Genomic DNA, 18,878 nt, shown 5'->3' with positions numbered 1-18,878 from the left:
CACGTCACCCCGAGCCCGTCAAGAGAAGAAACATGGATTTCCCTCGGACGACCCAGCGCGGACACACGGAAGGGCGGCCGGTGCACCGGTGGTCACCCGGTGCACCGGCCGCCCCTCCGGCGCGGACGGCTCTGTACCGACAGGTCTAGAGCGGGGTCTCCCGTACGCGGCGCAGCCGCAGCCGCGCGTAGACGCCGTCGGCCGCGGACAGTTCCGCGTCGTCGTGCGGCCAGAGCCGGCGCGGCGTGCCGCCGGCCGCGCGGCAGGCCGCGGGGAGGGTGACAACGGCGCCGTCGCCGGCGGCGAACCGGCGCTCGGCGTCGTCCACCGCCGCGGTCAGCGCCGCGCCGCGCAGCCCGGCGGCGCGCAGCCGCGCCACGGTGGCGGCGCGGGTCTCGACGGTGCCCTTCCAGCCGCCGTCGAGGAGGGCGGCGAGGCCGGCGAGCGGACGGGGTTCGAGGCGTTCGCAGGCGTGGACGACGAGGGTGGAGTCGCCGGCCGCCTCGCTGAGGTGCTCGCCGAGCCAGCGCACCGGCAAGTCGCTGACGGGCAGCGCCGGATCGGCGCCGGGGTGCTCCGGGCACGGCACGACCCTGAGCCGCACGTCGGGCAGTTCCCCGGGCGCGGGGCCGAGCAGGAGGCGGGCCTCGCGGCGCGCCATCCGCTCCACGGCGGCGTGTTCGGGAGCGGGCGTCTCCTCGTTCGGTGCCGGTACGCCCCCTCCGTACGCCGCCGTCCGCTTCCCCGCCTCCCGCGCCGACCGGCCCCCGGCGACCGCGCGCGCGGCCCACTCCGCCGCCGCCGCGCACCCCTCCTCGCCGAGGGCCTCCAGATCGCCGGGGCGCAGCCCCGCCGTGATCCAGCTCCGCAGCGCCGCCGCGCGGGCGTCCTCGCGGACCCGCCGGTGCTCCGCCCGCGCGTCGCCGCCGTCCGGGGTGAGCGCGCCGAGGAGGTAACCCGCGGCCCACACCTCCCCCGCGGGTTCCGCGGGCAGCGCCCGGGGCGCGGGTCCGGCCGCGCGGGCGGCGGCGGCGATCGTCTCGTGCGCCACGCCGAGCAGCGCCGACCAGGGGCGCCACGGCCAGGTGAACGGCTGCTCCGCCGCCTCCTGTTCGCCGCTGCGCCGGATCCGTACGTGGCAGCGGGACGCGACGAGTTCGACGGCATAGCCGAGGCCGCCGTGGCGCGCGGGGTCGGTCAGCTCCGGGCCGTCCCAGTGGGCGGTGGCGACGGGCCCGTTCGCGCAGGCGACGGCGAGCCGGATGCCGTGGTGGTCGTTGCCCGCGACGGAGGGCCCGACGCCGTGGTCGAGCAGGTGCGGCACCGGCGCCACCACGGGGATCCCGCGCTCGGCGCAGAACACCGCGATGTGCTCGTCGTCGTCCCGGGTGTCGTCGGGGAACTCCGCGAGGTACGCGGCGAGTTCGTGCGCGGTGCCCGCGGGCAGCGCCAGGGCCAGCGACGGCACCCACTCCCAGGGCGCCAGCCGCACCGAGGCGTAGCCGCCCACGGCCGCCTGCCGCACCCGGTAGGAGTTGTACGGCGACACCCAGAGCACGCTCAGCGACACGGCCCGGTCCGGGTGCCGTTCGAGAAGCGCGGTGACGTGTCCCGCGAAGCCGGGGGCGAGGTGGGCGTCGTCCTGCACCACCAGGTGGTGGGTGGCGCCGGGCGCGACCGCCGCCCAGGCGGCCTTCGCGGTGCGCAGCGGGCTCGGGAAGCCGCCGGGGTCGGGGTCACGGACGATACGGGCGGGCAGCGGCGCGCACTCGGCGGCGACCCGCTCGGCACCGGCGAGGCGCGAGGGGTGGCACATGACGACGGTGCTGAGCCGGACGGGCGGTCGCGTCATGCGAGCGCCGCCCGGCTCGGGCCCGCGGCACCCGCGTCCGCGGCCGGTCCGGCGCCCGGTTCCGCCGCCTCCACCGCGTCCGCCGCCTCCACCGCACGCGCCGCGTCGACGATCAGTGCCTCGAAGCCCGTCAGCATCGCCTCCGCGGCCGGCTCGTCGATCAGGCCGGTGTCCACGGTCAGCGACACCGGCATGAAGTGCCGGCTGCGATAGACGTGCCAGGCCACCGACGTCTCCGATTGCCGTCCCAGCGTCTGCCACTCGATGACCGACTTCTCCGGCCGCACGCCCTCGTGTTCGCGCCGGTCCACCGACCGCGCCTCGGTGATCATGTCGCGCAGGTCGTTGTACCAGCAGGTGCGGTCCGTCGGCCGGCCGCGCCGCTCGTCCAGCCCGCGCAGGTCAGCGAGGAGCGCCGACTTGTCATAGTACGCGTGGTAATACGTCTTCATCGCCGCCTGCGCCGCGCGCCGGGCCAGCGCCTCGAACGCGGCGGGCCCCGCGCCGGGTTCGAGCCCCGCGTCGAGCGTGAACAGGCCCTCCAGCGTCACCGTGCTCACCGCCTCCCGCAGCGCGGGCTGGAACCGGTTGCTCACCATCACCTGGAAGACGGCGCGGTCGTGCCGCGACTGCCGGGCCACCACCGCGGAGGCGGCGGCGAGCAACACCGCAGAGGAGCCGATCCGCCGGCGCTCCTCCAGCGTCCGCAGCGCCCCCGGCAGGCTCGGCGAGGCGAGCACCGCCTGCCGGAACCGCGGGCGCGCCCCGGGCCGGCGCACGAACAGCCGCTCGGGGGCGTCGCGCAGGGACTCCACCCAGTGCCGCCGGGCAGCCGCGTCGCGCCTGCGGCCCTTCTCCGACGCCTGGAACCCCGCCTCCGCCAGCGGCTGGTGGCCGCGGCTCGCGGCGCGCAGCGCCGCGGGGTCGGCGCCGTGCAGCAGCTCGGTCAGGGCGCGGTACAGCAGGGTCAGGCCCATCGCGTCGGTGGCGACGTGCGCGAGGACGAGCACGGCGCGCACCGCCTTGCCGTCGACGCACACCAGCGCGGCGCGCACCGGCCACTCGCGGTCGTACGCGAACCGCACGGCGCGCCACCGGCGTTCCACGGCGTCGGCGAGCGCGGTGGCCGCGTCGGCGTCCTCGGCGTCGAAGAGGTGCACGTCGAACGTGCCGCCGCCGTCGAGTTCCTGGTGCATCGCGCCGTCGCCGTCCACGTGGACGCGGGTGCGCAGCGCGTCGTACACGGTGAGCAGCCCTCGTACGGCGTCGACCGCACGGCCGGCGGGGACGGCGGGTTCGACGGGCACCAGGAGCTTGACGTTGGTGCCGTGGTCGTCGGGTTCGGTGTCGAGCATCGCCCGCCGGATGGCCCACTGGCCCCAGGTCACGGGCCCGCGGCCCGCGGGCGCTCCGGCGATGCCGACGGTGACGGCGCGGGCGGTGTGGCCCGCCACCTCGCTCAGTTCGGTACGCACAGGTCCCTCCAGTCACAACTGCGGTAGTCGATGCGGCCGGTCGTACGGCCGGTGGTGGCGACCGCGGCGGCGTACCCCGGTCCGGCCGGGAGGTCGGCGACGGCGTACCCGGCGCCGCCCACCGGCCGGGACACCCCGGGCGACGCCGTGAGGGTGCCGGCGTCGCGGCGCAGGAAGTCGAGCAGCCGCCCGCCGGCGGCCTTCGCCCACGCCTCCTTGCGGGCCAGCAGCAGGCACAGCCGCCGCACCCGGGCGCCGCCCGCGGGCAGCGCCGCGAGCTGTGCCGCCTCGGCGGGGGCGAAGAACCGCCGGGCCAGCGCCAGCGGGTCGCCGTGCGGGTGCTCCGCCTGGAGGTCGACGCCGACGGGCACGGCGCCGCCGACGGCGACGAGGGCGCGCAGCCCCGAGCGGGACAGGTTCCACTCGCAGCCGCGGCCCGCACCGGTCAGCGCCGGCTTGCCGTGCGGGCCCGCGGTCCAGCCGATCTCCCCGGGGGGCAGCCCCAGGTGGCCGGCGAGGAGCCGCCGGGCGGCTGCGTGCGAGCGGAGCAGCGCCGTGCGGCGTACGGGGTCGGCAAGCCGTGCGGCGCGGGCCCGTTCGGCGTCGGTGAGCAGCCCCGCGGCGGGTTCCGCCGCACCCGCGTCGCCGGACAGGTCGACGGCCCAGACCCGTACGCCCCGGCCTCCCCCGGCCCCGCCCACCTAGGCCGCCTCCGCGGCGCGCCCGAAGCGCCGCCAGGCGGTGGCGAGCAGCAGCCCGCCGATGACGACGTTCCCGGCGGCCAGGGCCGCGAAGTACGCCTCGGCGTGGTCCACGGCGCGCGCGAGCAGTCCGCCGCCGACGTTGACGGCGCCGAGGTAGACGATGTCGGAGGCGATGGTGAGGTGCCCGCTGCGTACCTGCTGCAGGCTCATCGTCACCATGTTCAGCAGCCCGAACGCCAGCCAGCTCGGCGCGACGACCGTCAGGTACTCGTCGGTGAAGGCGGCCGTGCCGGCGTCGTCGCTCATCAGCCTGCCGAGCGGGCCGGCGAGCGCGAAGCCTGCGGCGGCCAGGACCGCGTACACCATCAGCACGTACCGCACGCCCTCGCGCAGGACCGGCCGCAGCAGGTGGCTCTCGCCCGCGCCGAGGGACTGGTTCATGGTGATGGCGACGGCCGAGCCGAGTGCGATCGCGGGCGACAGGGACAGCACCTGGACGGCGTGCGCGCCGCCGTAGCCGGCCACCGCGTCGGAGCCGAAGTCCGAGAGCACCCACAGCGAGGTGTAGTTCATGCCCGCGATGAAGAGGTACGAGACCGCCACCGGCACCCCGACGGTGACCAGGATCCCCACCGTCCGCCTCAGCGGCTCGGCGGGGCGGCCGAAGCGCAGCAGTCCGGTGCGCGCCAGCAGCACCAGCCCCGACGTGAGGCCCACCACGGAGGCACCGGCGATGGACGCGGGCACGGCGAAGACGCCCATGTCCGCGTGGAAGCCGAGGAGCCACACCCCGAGGACCTGCATCCCGGCGACGGCGATGGTGATGACCGACGCCGACCGCGCGCTGCCCCAGCCGCGCAGCGTGCCCGCGACCACCGAGGTGAGGACGGCGAGCAGGAACGACGCGGCGACCAGGCGGGCGAAGAGCACGAAGTCGTCGTGCGAGGCGGCGTCGACGTCGAGCGTCCCGGCCATCTGCGGTGCGGCCAGCGCGATGACCGCGGCGGCGACGGCGAAGCAGCCGAGGGCGATGGCCCCGATGCGTACCAGCGGGGGTTGCGAGTCGTCGCCCGCGTCGGCGCCGCGGCGGCGCGCGGAGACGACCTGGCTGCTGATCTCGATGCCCTCCTCCAGCGCCAGGAAGAAGAAGGAGATGGGGATGAACAGGGCGCGGATGTAGAGCGCGTCGCCGCCCATGTTGCCGAGCAGCGCCGAGACGGCGAACTGGGCGCCGAGGCCGGTGACGACGCCGAGGCAGATGGGGACGGCCAGGCCGCGCAGCCTGGCGCGCAGGTCGCCTTGCGGGGCCGGGGCGGCGCCCGCTGCCGGGTCGCCGTGCTCCTTGACGTCAGTCATCGAGGATCCTGCCTTTCCGGTGGCCCAGGGCGAGGTTGAGCCGCTGCATGGTGCCGGTGCCCTCCATGAACTCGAAGGCGCGGGCGTCGCGGTGCAGCTTGTCGAGGAGCGGGTGCTCCAGCCGGGCGCCGGGGCCGAGGAGCCCGAGGGCGTACTCGGCGGTCTCCAGGGCGAGTTCCGCGGCCCGGTACTTGGCGGCCGAGGCGACGGTGCCGTCCCCGGCGTCGCGGTCGGCCTGCTCCGCGGCGGCCAGCACCAGCCGCCGGGTGCCGGCCAGCCGGCGGCGCAGCGCGTCCATGGCGCCGGATTCGCCGGCGCGCAGCGTGCGGCGGTGGTCGCGGGCGTAGTCCCAGGCGGCCTGGGCGATGCCGAGGGCCATGGCGGCGACGACGGGGCGGGCGCGGTTGAAGGTGCGCATCGCGCCGACGATGCCGCGGCGGGTGGGGGACAGATGCATGCCGAGGATGTCGGAGCGGTCCACGGGCACGCCGTCGAGGCGGATCTCGCCGAGCCCGATGGCGCGCATCCCGGTGGTGGGCAGCGCGGTGGCGGTGAAGCCCGTCCTGGCGGGCTCGATCAGCACGGCGACGACGCCGACGGGGCCCGGCTTGATACGGGCGAAGACGACGCCGAGGTCGGCGCGGACGGCGTTGCCGATGTACTTCTTGACGCCGCTGAGCCGGTACGGGGCCGGGGCGCCGTCCCCGGCCCCGGCCCCGGTCCCCGTCTCCGTGAGCGCGGTCGTCAGCGCCGTGGCGTCGGATCCGGCGTGCGGCTCGGTGAGCGCGAAGAACGTCCAGGTGGGGCCGGCGGCAAGGGTGGTGTAGTAGCGCTCCTTCTGGTCGTCGTCGCCCAGTTCCTCGGTGAGCACGCCGGAGAGGGAGGGCCCGGGGGCGGCGACCATCAGCGCGGCGTCGCCCCAGGCGAGGCGTTCGTAGACGACGACGCGCTCGACGCAGGAGTGGAGGTGGCAGGGGCGGCCGTCGACGACCAGCGGGTCGGGGTTGTACGCGGGCGGGAGGCCGAGGAGGACGGGGAAGTAGGCGTCGTGGACGACGGGGTTGAGGGTCCGGGGGTCGGCGCCGGGCTCGTCCATGGCCAGGGCGGTGGCGCGGAACGCCCGCGCGTACTCCTCGACGGCCGCGCGGAGCCGCGCGGGGTCGGGGGGCGGCGGCCGGTGCCCGGCCCGCGGCGGGGTGCGGATGGGGGTCGTGGTCATGGGCTCACCTCGGTGGCGTGGTGGCGGGCCGCAGGCTCCGCGGCGACGGGATGGACGTCGGCCAGCAGGTCGACGGCGCGGGCGAGCCGCCCGGGCCCGGCGTCGAGATACCCGGCGGCACCGAGCAGCCGCAGCACGGCACGCTGCGCCCGTACGAGCGCTTCGGCCGCGCGGGAGGCGCCTTCGGCGCCGGGCGCGGCGGGCGCGGCGGGGCCGCCGGCCGGGGTCCGGGGTCCCGGCGGCTGCGGGGCGGCGGCGCCTGCGGCCCGCCCGGACACGGTGTGGTGGCCCGGCCCGGTCGCGGACCCGCCGGAGGAGGTGGCGCGCGCGGCCTCCACCGTCCCGCGGGCGCCTTCCGCGGCGCCGGGCCCGGACGCCGGCCGGCGGTCCGGGCCGGTCGCGGATTCACCTGGCGGTGCGGCCACCGCGGTCCCGGGCATACCGTCGTCCGGGCCGTGTTCGAGCAGGAGGCGGGCCTCCAGGAGGTCCGCGGCGGCTTCGCCGAGCGCGGCTCGTACGGACGCGATGTCGGCCAGCACCTCGCCGCCCACCCGGCGGCCCGCCAGGTGGTCGGCCGCGGTGCGCAGCAGTTGCTCGGTGAGGCCGAGCCGGATCCACAGCACGCCCGTGGCCCAGGGCCCCGTGATGCCGTCGCGGTGGCGGGCATCGCGCCACGCACCGAGGTCGCCGGAGGCGAACTCCAGGGTCGCGACCGGTGCGCCGCCCGGCGCCTCTGCGGCGGCCAGCGGCAGCACGGTGTGCCCGCCGGGGCCCCAGGCGCGGGCGTCGGGGCCGAGTCCCGCGCGGAGTTCGGCGAGGGCCGGGGCCGGGCCCTCGGTCTTGGCGCGGGCGCGGCAGCGCAGCCCGAGCGCGGTGTCGAGCACGGGTCCCCGCTGCCGGGTCGGTCGTACGGTCACGTCCGCGCCTCCAGTGCGCTCTGCCGCGGGAACGGGGTGGTGGGCCGGCCGCCGGCGGCGGGCACCGGCGTGAAGAGCACCCGGCAGTCGTAGCCCAGGACGTCGTCCCGGTCGGCGACGGCGAGCCCGCCGCCGGGGTCGGCGGCGTACCGCAGCGCGGCCTCGTACCACGGCCGCAGCCAGCCGCCCGACCGCCGGCCGGGGCGCCGGGCAGCGGCCGGCACGCGGCGTACGGTCAGCTCGGCGAGGCGCGGGCCGGTGCCGGTGCCGAGCACGAGGACGGCCGCGCCGCCGCCCGGCGGCAGCGCGTACCCGGGCTCGGGAGGCAACGTCGACTGCTCCATGACGACGATCGCGGCCCGCCGCGCCTCGCCGCCCGCGATCCGGCCGCGCGCCAGCCGCAGCGCGGTGAACGCACCGGCCGCACCCTGGTCGTTGACGCCGGCGACCTGTGGCCGGCCGCCGAGCAGTTCCGCCAGCAGGCAGCCGGGCAGCACCCGCGCCTGGCAGTCCGGCACGGGGGTGACGGTGAGCAGCAGGTCCACGCCGCTGTCCCGGCCGCCGAGCACGCCGGCGGCGGCCGTCACGAGGTCCGGGTACGAGACCCGCTCGCCGCGCTCCAGCCAGGTGCGGTCGGGCAGCGGGCCGTAGACCGTCTCCAGGTCGTCGGCGTACTCCCGCAGGTCCGCGGCCGTGGTGCCGCCGTGGCCTGCCGGCGGCGGGCCGACGGCGGTCAGCCGCTCCAGTGCGACGGGCATCGCCACCGCCTAGCCCGCCGCGCCCGGTCCCGCGGACGCCTCGATGAAGGCGCACACGGCGCCGACCGTCTCCAGGTGCTCGGGCTCCAGGGTCTCGGGGTCGATCTCGATGCCGTGGTCGTCCTCCAGCGTCATGAGGAGTTCGAGGACGCTGGTGGAGTCCAGGCCCAGTTCCTCGAAGAGCTTCGTCTGCGCGGTGGCCTCGCCGAGGTCCTTGCGCAGCACGGCCTCCAGCGACTTGATGACTTTGGCCGCAAGGTCGGCCCCGGCCTCATCGACGTGCGTGGTCATGCTCTGCCTCCTGAGGGGATCGGTGGTGCGTGCGTGCTTCGTACGGTGGTCGGGGGGCGGGCGCTACGGCGCGGGGTCCGGCTGGCGCTCCAGCAGGTCGTCGACGGTGTCGCGGCGCCGTACGAGACGCGCGCGACCGCCGGCGACCAGCACCTCGGCGGGGTGGCCGTGGCTGAGGAACAGCACGGGCGACGCGCTCGGCCCGTACGCGCCGGAGCGGGCGACGGCGACGAGGTCGCCCGGAGCCAGGTCCGCGGGCAGGTCGACGGCCTTGCCGAGGGTGTCGTTGGGGGTGCACAGGGGCCCGGTGACGTTCCACGGGACGAGCGGTCCGCCGCCGCCGACGCGGTGCATGGGGAAGTTGCGGCGGAAGGGCGAGCCGATACCGACGGCGGCCATGTGGTGGTTGGTGCCGCCGTCGCAGACGGCGAAGCGCTCGCCGCGCGACTCCTTGGTGTAGCGGACGCGGGTCAGGTACGTCCCGGCCGGCGCGGCGAGGTAGCGGCCCAGCTCCATCACCAGCCGGGTGTCCGGGTGCGCGGCGTGGAAGGCTGCGACGACGGCGTTGAGGCCCGCGATCAGCTCGCCGATGTCGAGGTCGCTCTCGGCCGCGTGGTACGCCACGCCGAGGCCGCCGCCGACGTCGACCGTGCCGAGGCCGAACCCGAGCCGCCCGGCGAGCCGTTCCGCCAGCTCCAGGATGCGCCGGGTGTTCTCCACGATCGCGGCGGCGGCGAGGATGCGGGTGCCCATGTACGCGTGCACGCCGGTCACCCGGACGTTCCCGTACCGGCGCAGATCGGCCGGGGCGAGTGCGTCGAGCACTTCCTCGTCGATGCCGAACTGCCGCGGCTTGCCGCCCATCGTCAGCCCGCCGCCCTTCAGCTCGAACGCCGGGTTGACGCGCAGCAGCACCTCCGCGGTGGTGCCGCGGTGGCGGGCCTCCTCGTCGATGACGGCCAGCTCGGGCAGCGACTCGGCGATCAGCCGGGCGCCGGCCTTGAGGCAGGCGGCGATCTCGTCGCGGCTCTTGCCCGGGCCGAGGAAGAGCATCTCCGCGCCGGTGGCGCCGGCGCGCTGCGCGGTCGCCAGCTCGGCCAGCGACGACAGTTCGAGGCCGGCGCCCAGCTCGCGCATGGTGCGGGTGACGGCGAGGTTGGGGTTGGCCTTGAGGGAGTAGAAGAGGCGCAGCACCGGGTGCAGCCGCTCGCGCAGGCCGGTGTACTGGGAGCGCAGCCGGTCGGCGTCGTAGAGGTAGAGCGGGGTGCCGAACTCGGCGGCCAGGTCGGTGAGCGCGAGGCCCTGGCAGTGGGCGGCGGGCGTGGCGTCGGTCATCGTACGTCTCCGAACTCGGTCAGGCGCGCGGCCACTGCGGCGTCCAGGGCGTCGGCCGCCGCCTGGCCGGGGGCGGCGAGCAGGAAGTGGAAGCGGCCGTCCGCGGGGGCGGCCGGGCGCGCGTCCGGGCAGGCGAAGGCGGCGTTGACGGTCGCGTGGTTGTCGGGGAGCGCGCCGCGGCCGGCGGCGCGCTCGAAGAGCAGCGGGCCGAGGACGGCGGCGAGCCGGTCGAACGGGACGGGCTCGGGCAGCCGGACGTCGTACTGCCGGGCGAGGACGACCGTGTCCGCGGGCACGCACTGCTCGTGCAGCCGGGTCTGGTACGTGGACATGTTGTTGCGGGCGTTGATCTCCAGCACCGGCAGCAGCGAGCCGTCGGTCCGTACGAGGGCGTCGACGCCCACGGGGCCGTGGTAGCCGTCGGCGGCGAGCCGACCGCCGAGGAGGGCCGCGGTCTCCCGTACGACGGCGTGCTGCTCCGGGGTGAGCCGGGCGGGGAAACGGTGCCCCTTGTGGACGCCGCCCGCGGTGAACGCCTCCTTGACGAAGTCGAAGCGCACGGAACCGTCCCGGCCCACGGTGAGGTGGTAGTTGAGGTCGGCGGCCTTGTCGGCCCACACCTCCACGACGACGGCGAGCCGGTCGTCCCCGGTGCGTTCCGCGCGCCGCCGCACCATCCGCACCATCTGCTCCAGCCGCCGCGCCCGGTCGGCGACGACGATGCCCTTGCCGGAGACGCCGTACGCGTCCTTGACGCCGACGACCGCGCCGTCCGCGATCCGGGCCGCGGCCTTCGCCGCCACGGCCTCGAACTCCGCGACCGACTCGCACTCCCAGCCCTCGGCCAGGGGCAGGCCCAGCTCGGCGGCGACCCGGCGGCTGTAGATTTTGCTGTTGACCCGCTTGGCGAGCGCCGCGGCCGGCAGCGCGGCGGCGAGTCCGGCCCGCCGGCACAGCTCCTCCTCGGCGGCGGACATCCCGTGCGGGAGGAGCCGGACGGCGCCGAGCGCGCGCAGCCGGGCGAGCAGGGCGGGCGAGTCGAGTGCCTCCTCGGTGACGGGCACGGCGGCCTCGCACCGGTCGGTGACCTGCACGTGCGGCAGGTCGAGGCCCAGGCCGCGCAGATAGTCCAGATAGCCGGGGTCGGGCGCGGACTTGAGGATCACGTGGTCGCCCGCGCCGCCGAGCAGCAGCGCGAACTCGTCCATGCGCGCGACGACCGCGGAGGGCGCGTTGTCGCCGACGGCCGGCACGCCGGGCTCGCCGCGCGCCCAGTCGCGTTCGACCTCGATGTTGCCGAGCAGTACGAGCGGTGCGGCCGGGTCGCCGGTGCAGGCGCGCCGGACGCCGCTCATGAAGTCGTCGGCCGTCATGTCGTCCCCCATCTCGTGGCGTTCGTGGCGGCGTCCTCGTGTGCGGCCCGCCGTCAGTGACGGAACACCGCGGCCGCGAAGGTGGCGCCGAGCCCCACCGCGGCCATCAGGTAGCAGTCGCCCCTGCGGAGCCGGCCGGCGTCGCGCAGGGTCACGTAGTTGAGGAAGGAGTCGGCGCCGAAGCAGTGCCCGAGCGCGGCGACGTTGTCCAGGCAGATGCGCGAGCGCGGGAAGTCCAGCAGTTGGGCGGCCTTGGCCCAGGAGATGCGGTTGACGTTGTGCGGCAGGATCCATGCCAGGTCCTCCAGCCGGATCCCGGCCGCGGCCACCGCCTCGCGGATCACGGTCGTCAGCCGCTCCGCGTAGCGCCGCTCGAACTCCTCGCCGCGCGGCGGCGGGAGCTTCACGTCGTGGTATTCGCCGAAGGTACGGGCGACGTAGCTGCGCAGCACGTCCCCGCCGCCGCCCGCCGCCACTAGGCAGGCGGCCGATGACTCGCCCATCACGGTGGTGCCCGGGATGAGCTGCGCGGTGGGCCAGTCGGCCTTCTCCCCCGCGACGACGAGCGCCAGCGCGTCGGGGTCGCCGTCCTCGGCGAGGAGCCGCCCGGCGAGGTCCACGGCGGCGAGTCCCGAGGAGCACGCCTGCTGGGTGAGGGTGAAGACGGCGGCGTGCCCGAGGCCGAGTGCGTCGGCGGCGTCGTGCACGGGGTTCTGCGAGGCGCGGGAGCCGATGGGGATGGTGCGGGCGCTGACGACGTACGACACGCGGTGCTCGTTGCCCGCGAGCGCGGTCAGCTCGCGGGCGGCGGCCACCGTCATCTCGCGCAGCCCCGCGCCGGGCGCCATGCGGACGTCGCGGAGGCCGAAGTAGCGGTGGAACAGAGCGAGGTCGCGGTCGCCGACGCCGAGGCGGGGGGCGAGGTCGGCGATGGGCACGGACACGGGTGCGACGTGGGCGGCCACGTCGTACAGGGCGGTCATCGGGGGCTCCTTCCGGCGGCGGTACGGGACGGGGACGGCGGGCGGCCGGGGTCCCGCCGCGGCTCCGCGGGGCGGGTGGCGAGCGTTGCCGTAGCCCGTTTGTCGCGGGTCGCGAGGCCGGTGAACGCGAAGAGCACCCGGCCCCCGTCGCCGACCGCCTCGCAGCGGGCCACCGTGCCGTCGGCGGCGGTGCGGTGGCGGAGGCCGACCGGGGCGGGGGCCTCGGCGAGCACGGCGTCGTTACCGGGGGCGAAGAGGTCGAACCGGCCGATGCGGACGGGCACGGGGGCCGGCGCGCCGGCGGCGTCCTCGGCGGAGGTGAGGGCGGGGGTGGCGGCGGTGGCCCGGAGGAGGCTGTCCATGGCCAGCGCGGGGAGGAGGAAGTCCCGTAGCGGGCCGAGGTGCCCGGGGGACGGCAGGTGCAGCCGCGCGGAGCCGCCGGCGGGGCCCGTGCGCAGTTCGCGGAGCGAGTCGAACATGCCGCGGAGCAGGACCGGGGAACCGGCGAGCGCGTAGGCGTCACGGGCGGGGACGAGTCCGGCCGCGGCGGGCTCGGGGGCGGGCCGGGCACCGTACGGGCCGTCGAGGAGGACCGTCATCCGGCTGTACTCCTGCGCCGGGATGGGCCCCCGGGGCGGGCCGGCGACGACCACCAGGACGCGGCCGGGCGTCTCCGCCCGCGCGGTGACCAGCAGCCGCCGCGGCCACTGCTCCTCCGCCGCACGCACGAACCGCGCGAACACCGCGTCCACGATGGCCACGGTCCGCCCGGCACCGACCGCGGCGGCGGCCTCGGCGGCGATCTCCATGAGGAACGTCCCGGGCAGGGTGGGCCGTTCGTCCACGCGGTGGTCGCGCACGTACCCGTGGCCGTCCAGCCCGAGGCGTACCTCCCAGGCCGTGCCGCCGCCCTCGGCGGGCGCGCCGGGCCCGCGGACGAAGGCCCCGGCGGGGGCCGGTGGCCGCGCGCCGGCGGCGCGCAGCTCCGGCGCGGCGGCGGTGAGCATGCGCCATTCGGTCTCCCCGAGCCACACGGAGGTGCGGGGGTCGCTTCTGCGGTGGAGCAGTTCGGTGCGGAAGTAGCGGCGGCCGAGGGCGTCGTCGAGGTGGGTGAAGTTGTCCTCGCGGGCGAGGTACGCGTCCTGGACCTGGGTGTGCGTCACCATCCCGCTCTCGGTCCACAGGCCGGAGACCAGGGCGTGCACGTCGGCGCCCGTGGTGGCGCGGGCGTGGGCGGCGGCGTGGGTGAGGAACTCGTTGGCGGAGATGTAGTCGGCCTCGCCTGGCCGGGCCACGACGGTGGTGACCGAGCTGATCGCCAGCCACAGCGCGGGGTCGTGGGCGGCGAAGGCGGCGCGGAGGTGGAGCCAGCCGCGCACCTTCACGTCCCGTACGGCCCGGAACTCCGCGGGCGTCTTGCGCCGCAGCGCCGTGGCCCGCTCGACGCCGGCGCCGTGCACGACGACGTCGGCGCCCCCGGCCGCGGCGATCTCGGCGGCCACTTCCCGCAGCGCGCCGGGGTCGAGCACGTCGCACTGCCGGTAGTGCACGCGGTCGGCGCCGTAGCGGGCGGCGAGCCGGCGGAGGGTGCGGCCGCGCTCGGCGGCTTGCAGCGCGCGGTTGTGGCGGTGGTTCAGGTCGGCGAGCTTGGCGCCGGGGTGCTCGGCCATCAACCGCCGCAGCGCGGCGGGCCGGTCGGCGGGGGGTTCCGCGGCGTCCGCGGGGCCGGGGGAGGGTCCGGAGCCGAGCAGCCAGATCGCGGCGGGCCGGGAGAGCCCGGCGAGCTGGTCCACGAGTTCCGCGGTGATGCCCCGGCCGCCGCCGGTGGCGACGACGACGGGCGCCCGCGGCAGCCGGGGCGCGGCGGGCCGGTCCCCGGCGGGCGCGAGCACGGCTTCGGCCCGTACGCCGCGGCGGTGGTGGGCGACGCCGAGATGCCGCTCGACGGCGGACTCCCGGCTCAGCAGGCCGAGCCCGGCGGGCAGATCCGGGGCGTCGGTGACGACGCCGTAGACGAGCCCGCCGGGCAGATCGGCGCCGAGCGCCCGCACGAGCCCGGTGAAGAGCCCGGTGGCGGGGCCGGGCGAGGGATCGCCGGGGTCGAGGACGAGCACGGCGAAGGACCCGCGGTCGCCGAGGGGTTCGGCGAGGAGGTGCGCGGCGGCGAAGGCAAGTTCCTGCAGTTCGAGCGAGGCCGTGGGGAGGGCGTCCGGCGAGCCCGCGGGCCGGGCGGTACCGGAGGCGCACACGTCGGGGACCGCGCCGGACGGACCGCGGGTGCCGTGGTCCACGGGCACCGCGAGCCCCGGGGCGGCCGGGGGGTGCCTCGTGTCGAAGAGGACGCGCACGTGGCGGAGGTCGCGGTCCGTGAGGATGCCGGCCAGATCCTCCGGGGCGTCGAGTACGTGCACGTCCGGTGCCCGCCCCGCCTGGGCCGCGCGCGGCGCCGCGACGACGCAGCCCGGCGGCAGTGCGAGACCTGCCGGCGCCTCCGGGGCGTTCGTCAGCACCAGGGTGCCGGGCGGGAGCGCGGGCAGTGCGGGACGTACCGCGGTGCGGTCCATGCGCTTCAGGCGCAGGACGTACGGGCGCAGATCGCCGAGGCGTTCCGGGGCCGCGGGCGACTCCGGTACGTAGGTGAGCGCGGGGGTGCCGGGCGCGACCGGGGTCAGCTCCGCCGCCGCGTCGTTCGCGCGTACGGCGCGGTGCAGGGCGACGAGCCCTTCGGCGGCGTGGAAGTACGGCGCGGCGTCCGCCGCGTCCGGGGCCGCCCCCTCGACCGCACCGCGAGGAACACCCGGCCGGTCTGTCACCGCGGCCGTGTCCGCTCCCGCCCCCGCGGGCGGCGGGACCCGCAGCTCCCCCATCACCCGCAGGCCCCGCGCCTCCGCCTCCTCCCGGCGCATGAGGACCGCCGCCGCGGCCGTCTCCGTCGTGGTCATGCCCGCAGGCGGGGTCACCAGTTCCGCCGCCGCCAGCGTGCCGATCACCACCGCCGCGGACAGGTCGCCCGCCGCGAGGTGGCGGCAGGCCGCCGCCAGGGCCGCGTGGGAGGAGTCGGGGCCGGCGTCCAGGGTCATGTTCGGGCCGTGCAGGTCGAGGAGCTGGGCCACGCGGGAGGCGATGATGTTGGGCATCAGCCCCGGCAGGGAGTCGCTGTTGCTCTCGGGCGCCAGCGCCCGTACGCCCGCGGTCAGCGCGGACACGTCCCCCTCCGCCCGCGCCTCGATGTCGTCCAGGTACGCCCGCATCGTGCACGCCAGCGCCTGCCGCACCTGACCGCTGTGGCCGACGAACACCCCCGTACGGGCGAGGAGTTCCGGTTCCTCCCACCCGGACCGCAGGTCCAGCGCGCACCGCAGCGCCATGAGCTGGCTGCGGTCCAGCCGCTCCAGCACCGCGGGCGGCAGCCGCACGTCGAGCGGCGCAGGCGCCGGGAACGACGCGCCGAAGACCGGGCCCGGCGACGGCGGCTCCAGGGCCGTCGTCGCCACCACCACGACCGGCGCCGGGTCCGCGGCCGCGGGGGCGGGGGCGGCCGGGCCCGGGCGGTCGCTGACGACGACGTGCGCGTTCGTGCCCCCGAACCCCATCGCCGAGACCCCCGCCGTACGGGCCCGGCCGTCCGGCGACGGCCGCCACGGCAGGGTGCGTACGGGAACGGTGACGTCGCCCGCGACCGGTCCGGTGTAGAGGTGCTGCGCGGGGATCGCCTCGTGGCGGAGCGCGAGCAGCGCGTGGATGACGTTGACCGCGCCCGCCGCCCAACCGGTGTGGCCGATCAGCGACTTGTTCGACGTCAGCGTCCACCGCCTGCCGGGTGCCGCGGCGGCCAGCGCCCGCAGCTCCGCCCGGTCGCCCGCGGCGGTGCCGGTCGCGTGGGCGACGATCCAGTCGACGTCCTCCGGGCCGACGCCGGCCGCCGACCAGGCCCGTTCGAGGGCGATCCGCTGCCCGGCGGGGTTCGGCGCGTACACCGCCTTGCCGCGCCCGTCGGACGAGCCGCCGAAGCCGCGGACGAACCCGAGGACGGGATCGCCGTCCGCGAGGGCCCGCGCGTACGTCTTGAGCGCCACGACCGCGGCGCCGTCCGAGAAGAGCACCCCGTCCGCGCCGCGGTCCAGTGACCGCACGAGGCCGCCCCTGGCCAGCCCGTCGAGCTTCGCGAACAGCACCATGGTCTGGGCGTTGACGGAGTACGCGCCGCCGCAGAGCGCGACGTCCGCGCGGCCCTCGCGCAGCGCGCGCATGCCGAAGTCGAAGCTGTAGAGGGACGAGGAGCAGGCCGTGTCGACGACGACGGTCTCCACCGGGTCCGCGATGCCGGCCAGCGCGTCGCGCACGACGCGGTACGGCGCGGTGCCGGCGAGGTCGGGCGATCCTGCCGGGTAGAGCGCGGCCAGCGGTTCCGGGTCCGCGGCCGCCGGCCCGGCCAGCAGCCGGGTGCCGTGCCGCAGGAGGCTGTGCTCGGCGGCGTGGCCGCCGTCCGCGGTCATGCCGACGGCGGCGAAGGTGCGCGTACCGGCGTCGAGACGCACCCCGTCGAGCGCCTGGAGGACGCTGTGCCGCAGCCACAGGCCGCTCGGCTCGCGCTGCGGGGCGCGGCCGGCGGCGAGTTCGGCGCGCAGCCGGGGGTGGGGGCGCAGGTCGTGGATGAAGCCGGAGGTGCGGGTGTACGTCTTGTCCGGCGCGGCCGGGTCCGCGGACCACAGCGTGTCGATGTCCATGCGGCCCCCGGGCTCGCTGAACTGCGGTACGCGGTCGCGCAGCAGGTCCCACAGCTCGTCGGGCGAGCAGGCGCCGGGCACCGCCAGGCCCATGCCGACGGCGACGATCGCGCCGGGGCCGGCGGGGGCACCGGCCGTGAGCGACGGCAGCGACCCTGCGGTGCGTACGGCGGCGTCCAGGCCGCGCGCCCGCAGCTCGGCCGCCGCGGCCTCGGCGGCGGCGCGGTCGGCGGCGGCGGCCTCGACGCGGTAGCGCGGCGGGCGGGGAGCGCCGCCCCCGGTGCCGTCAGCCATCGGCCCGTAGGGCGGCGGCGGCCGGTCCTGTGGTGCGGCCGGTCTCGTCGATGAGGCGGGCGAGATCGCCGAGGGTGGACTGGAGGGCGAAGCGGGTGTCGTCGGCCACGTGGTGCAGGCCGAAGCGGTCGATCAGCGTGCTCAGCACCTCCATGCGCTTGAGCGAGTCGATGCCGAGGTCGCCTTCGAGGTCGGCGTCCGGGTCCATGGCCTCCACGGGGTACCCGAGCCGGTCGGCGTAGACCTGCTGAAGTGCGGCCAGCACGCCACCGCCTGCCGCGGGCCCCGCGGGTGAAGGTGCGGGCAGAGGGCCGGGCCCGGCCGCGGCAGGGGGTGGCACAGCCGCGGTCGGGGGTGCGGAAGGGATGGCCGGGCCCGCCGCCCGGCCGGACGCGGCGGACTCCGTCACACGTCCGGGTGCGGAACCGGGGACGCGCGCCGCAGGCCCGGCCGCCGCGGAATCCGGTGCCGCGGGCGCCGTTGCGGGTACGGGAACGGGGGCGGGCTCCGCGACCGGTATCGCCGCCGCGGGCACCTCCCACGCCACAGGCGCCGGGACCGGCGCCCCCGCACCGGGGTCGGGCACCGGAGATGCCGTCGGTGTGGCGACCGGTGCCGCCGAGCCCTCCGCCGTTCCTGTCGCGAGCCACCGGTCCGCGGTCTGCGTCCCGCAGCCCACCGCCTGCCGCACCAGTTCCCCGAGGCCCGCGCGGCCGCACTCCACCACCGACTCCAGCCCGTACGTCTGCAACTCGCGCAGTGCGGCGAGGAAGTCGACGGGCCGGGTCACCGCGGCGATCAGCGACGCCTTGACGTCGGTGTCGTCCTCGACGAGCCCGCCGAGGGCCGGCGAGTACAGGCGGCGCTGCGCCGGGCGCTCGGGGATGCCCTCGATCGCCGCCGCGAACTCGGCCTGGGCGGTGGCCAGCAGCGGGTTGTGGAACGGGTAGGGCGCGGTGAGCCGGACGACCCGTACGCCGAGGACGTCGGCGAGCGCCGCGAGGCGGCCTAGGGCGTCCCCCGGGCCCGAGACGACGACGTGCCGCGGCGCGTTGACGACGGCGAGCCGGGCGCCCGGCAGCTCCGCGGCGGCGAGCAGCGCGGTGGCGCGGCGGGCCGGCAGGGTGAGCGCGAGCATGCCGCCGGTGCCGGCCGCGCCGTGCTCCAGGGCGCGGGCGCGGTGGGCGGCGATGCGGGCGCCGTCCGCGGCGGTGAAGCAGCCGGCGTGGGCGGCGGCGGCCATCTCGCCCATGCTGTGGCCGAGTACGACGTCGGCGGGCGCGCGCAGGTCAACCTCGCGGGCGTACACGAGCGCCGCGGCGTAGATCGCGAGCTGGAGCGCGAACGGGTCGGTCTCGGCGAGCCGGCGGCCGTCCGCTGCATCGGCGTCGGTGAGCAGCGGCGAGATCGGGTCGTGGCCGAACTCGGCGGCGACGGTGTCGACGACGGCCAGCAGCTCGGCGACCGGGGCGCTCACCGGCCCGGCGAACGCGCCGGGCCGGTAGGCGCCCTGGCCCGGCAGCAGCAGTGCGGTTCTGAGATCCATCTCCGCCTCCCCTTCGCGTGGCGTGAGAACGGCAGCCGCGACCGCGGC

Annotated in this window: 13 protein-coding genes; all 13 read right to left on the bottom strand. The window is 77.2% G+C overall.

Annotated elements, in window-relative coordinates; genetic code table 11:
- Positions 1 to 145: 145 nt before the first annotated feature.
- A complete protein-coding gene (locus FB457_RS35285; protein WP_186462002.1) occupies positions 146 to 1,852 on the bottom strand; it encodes a hypothetical protein in 1,707 nt (568 codons plus the stop codon).
- Complete coding sequence (locus FB457_RS18645) at positions 1,849 to 3,327, bottom strand: condensation domain-containing protein (RefSeq protein WP_145782465.1); 1,479 nt, start codon at positions 3,325 to 3,327, stop codon at positions 1,849 to 1,851. Before FB457_RS18645 ends, FB457_RS35285 begins: the two co-directional genes overlap by 4 nt.
- Positions 3,312 to 4,028: a 4'-phosphopantetheinyl transferase superfamily protein gene (locus FB457_RS18640; protein WP_145782464.1), complete on the bottom strand. Its 717-nt coding sequence runs from the start codon at positions 4,026 to 4,028 to the stop codon at positions 3,312 to 3,314. Before FB457_RS18640 ends, FB457_RS18645 begins: the two co-directional genes overlap by 16 nt.
- Entirely contained in the window at positions 4,029 to 5,387 is a 1,359-nt protein-coding gene (locus tag FB457_RS18635) for an MATE family efflux transporter (RefSeq protein ID WP_145782463.1), read from the bottom strand.
- Positions 5,380 to 6,606: an acyl-CoA dehydrogenase family protein gene (locus FB457_RS18630; RefSeq protein ID WP_145782462.1), complete on the bottom strand. Its 1,227-nt coding sequence runs from the start codon at positions 6,604 to 6,606 to the stop codon at positions 5,380 to 5,382. The genes FB457_RS18635 and FB457_RS18630 overlap by 8 nt, the downstream gene beginning before the upstream one ends.
- Entirely contained in the window at positions 6,603 to 7,523 is a 921-nt protein-coding gene (locus tag FB457_RS36255) for an acyl-CoA dehydrogenase family protein (protein WP_486589068.1), read from the bottom strand. Before FB457_RS36255 ends, FB457_RS18630 begins: the two co-directional genes overlap by 4 nt.
- The gene (locus FB457_RS18620; RefSeq protein ID WP_347614287.1) at positions 7,520 to 8,281 is read right to left on the bottom strand and encodes a beta-ketoacyl-[acyl-carrier-protein] synthase family protein; all 762 of its coding nucleotides are present in this window, start codon (positions 8,279 to 8,281) and stop codon (positions 7,520 to 7,522) included. Before FB457_RS18620 ends, FB457_RS36255 begins: the two co-directional genes overlap by 4 nt.
- A gap of 9 nt (positions 8,282 to 8,290) precedes the next feature.
- Positions 8,291 to 8,572 carry an acyl carrier protein gene (locus FB457_RS18615; protein ID WP_125938269.1) on the bottom strand — a complete coding sequence of 94 codons (282 nt, stop codon included), beginning with the start codon at positions 8,570 to 8,572 and terminating at the stop codon, positions 8,291 to 8,293.
- A 63-nt stretch (positions 8,573 to 8,635) separates the two neighbouring features.
- Positions 8,636 to 9,907 carry an alanine racemase gene (locus tag FB457_RS18610; protein ID WP_145782459.1) on the bottom strand — a complete coding sequence of 424 codons (1,272 nt, stop codon included), beginning with the start codon at positions 9,905 to 9,907 and terminating at the stop codon, positions 8,636 to 8,638.
- Positions 9,904 to 11,280 (bottom strand): preATP grasp domain-containing protein, encoded by a 1,377-nt coding sequence (locus FB457_RS18605; RefSeq protein ID WP_486589067.1) that lies wholly within the window; start codon positions 11,278 to 11,280, stop codon positions 9,904 to 9,906. Before FB457_RS18605 ends, FB457_RS18610 begins: the two co-directional genes overlap by 4 nt.
- Before the next feature lie 53 nt (positions 11,281 to 11,333).
- On the bottom strand, positions 11,334 to 12,263 hold the full coding sequence (locus FB457_RS18600) for a 3-oxoacyl-[acyl-carrier-protein] synthase III C-terminal domain-containing protein (RefSeq protein WP_145782457.1): 930 nt from the start codon (positions 12,261 to 12,263) through the stop codon (positions 11,334 to 11,336).
- Positions 12,260 to 17,284, bottom strand: a complete 5,025-nt coding sequence (locus FB457_RS18595; RefSeq protein WP_145782456.1) for an SDR family NAD(P)-dependent oxidoreductase — start codon at positions 17,282 to 17,284, stop codon at positions 12,260 to 12,262. Before FB457_RS18595 ends, FB457_RS18600 begins: the two co-directional genes overlap by 4 nt.
- The gene (locus tag FB457_RS18590; protein WP_047019173.1) at positions 17,277 to 18,830 is read right to left on the bottom strand and encodes an acyltransferase domain-containing protein; all 1,554 of its coding nucleotides are present in this window, start codon (positions 18,828 to 18,830) and stop codon (positions 17,277 to 17,279) included. Before FB457_RS18590 ends, FB457_RS18595 begins: the two co-directional genes overlap by 8 nt.
- Between the last annotated feature and the right edge of the window lie 48 nt (positions 18,831 to 18,878).

Source organism: Streptomyces sp. CNZ287, assembly GCF_007827615.1.
This window is presented reverse-complemented; position numbering and strand designations above follow the sequence as displayed.

Excerpts from the sequence above, each read along its gene's own strand:
- FB457_RS18600 (WP_145782457.1), bottom strand. The coding sequence starts at position 12,263 with ATGACCGCCCTGTACGACGTGGCCGCCCACGTCGCACCCGTGTCCGTG.
- FB457_RS18630 (WP_145782462.1), bottom strand. The coding sequence starts at position 6,606 with ATGACCACGACCCCCATCCGCACCCCGCCGCGGGCCGGGCACCGGCCG.
- FB457_RS18605 (WP_486589067.1), bottom strand. The coding sequence starts at position 11,280 with ATGACGGCCGACGACTTCATGAGCGGCGTCCGGCGCGCCTGCACCGGC.
- FB457_RS18620 (WP_347614287.1), bottom strand. The coding sequence starts at position 8,281 with ATGCCCGTCGCACTGGAGCGGCTGACCGCCGTCGGCCCGCCGCCGGCA.
- FB457_RS18595 (WP_145782456.1), bottom strand. The coding sequence starts at position 17,284 with ATGGCTGACGGCACCGGGGGCGGCGCTCCCCGCCCGCCGCGCTACCGC.
- FB457_RS35285 (WP_186462002.1), bottom strand. The coding sequence starts at position 1,852 with ATGACGCGACCGCCCGTCCGGCTCAGCACCGTCGTCATGTGCCACCCC.
- FB457_RS18615 (WP_125938269.1), bottom strand. The coding sequence starts at position 8,572 with ATGACCACGCACGTCGATGAGGCCGGGGCCGACCTTGCGGCCAAAGTC.
- FB457_RS18610 (WP_145782459.1), bottom strand. The coding sequence starts at position 9,907 with ATGACCGACGCCACGCCCGCCGCCCACTGCCAGGGCCTCGCGCTCACC.
- FB457_RS18635 (WP_145782463.1), bottom strand. The coding sequence starts at position 5,387 with ATGACTGACGTCAAGGAGCACGGCGACCCGGCAGCGGGCGCCGCCCCG.
- FB457_RS18590 (WP_047019173.1), bottom strand. The coding sequence starts at position 18,830 with ATGGATCTCAGAACCGCACTGCTGCTGCCGGGCCAGGGCGCCTACCGG.